Annotated in this window: 1 protein-coding gene; it reads right to left on the bottom strand. The window is 67.9% G+C overall.

What is annotated here, in order from left to right:
- Window positions 1-70 precede the first annotated feature (70 nt).
- Window positions 71-583: ActR/PrrA/RegA family redox response regulator transcription factor (locus tag DY467_RS25380; protein ID WP_164639801.1), on the bottom strand; the 513-nt coding region annotated here is incomplete at its 5' end.

Below are 583 nucleotides of genomic sequence, written 5' to 3'. Positions count from 1 at the left end.
GATTCCGGGTTCGCGACCTTCGTTCGCGCCCCGGAATGACCGCGCTGATAATCGGAACGGAGGGCTGTGCTTACCGCGGCGCGCGCTTGGCGAGGATGCGCTGCAGGGTGCGGCGGTGCATGTTGAGGCGCCGCGCGGTTTCCGAGACATTGCGGTTGCACATCTCGTAGATCCGCTGGATGTGTTCCCAGCGGACGCGGTCCGCCGACATCGGATTCGGCGGCGGTTCGGATTTCTCGGTGTCGGTCGAGAGCAGCGCCGCGACGACGTCGTCGGCGTCCGCCGGCTTCGACAGATAGTCCACCGCGCCCATCTTCACCGCGGTGACCGCCGTGGCGATGTTGCCGTAGCCGGTGAGGACGATGGCGCGGCAATCCGGGCGTTCGCGCTTCAAGGCCGAGACCACGTCGAGGCCGTTGCCGTCGCCGAGCCGCAGGTCGACCACCGCGAAGGCCGGCGCCGCCTTGCCGATCTGGGCCAGACCGCTGGAGACGCTGTCACAGGCCGTCACGGCGAAGCCGCGTGTTTCCATCGCCCGTGACAGCCGGTCGAGAAACGGCTTGTCGTCCTCCACGATCAGCAG

Origin of the sequence: Rhodopseudomonas sp. BR0G17 (assembly GCF_010907025.1) — a bacterium.
Classification (GTDB): Bacteria; Pseudomonadota; Alphaproteobacteria; order Rhizobiales; family Xanthobacteraceae; genus Rhodopseudomonas; species Rhodopseudomonas palustris_H.
This window is presented reverse-complemented; position numbering and strand designations above follow the sequence as displayed.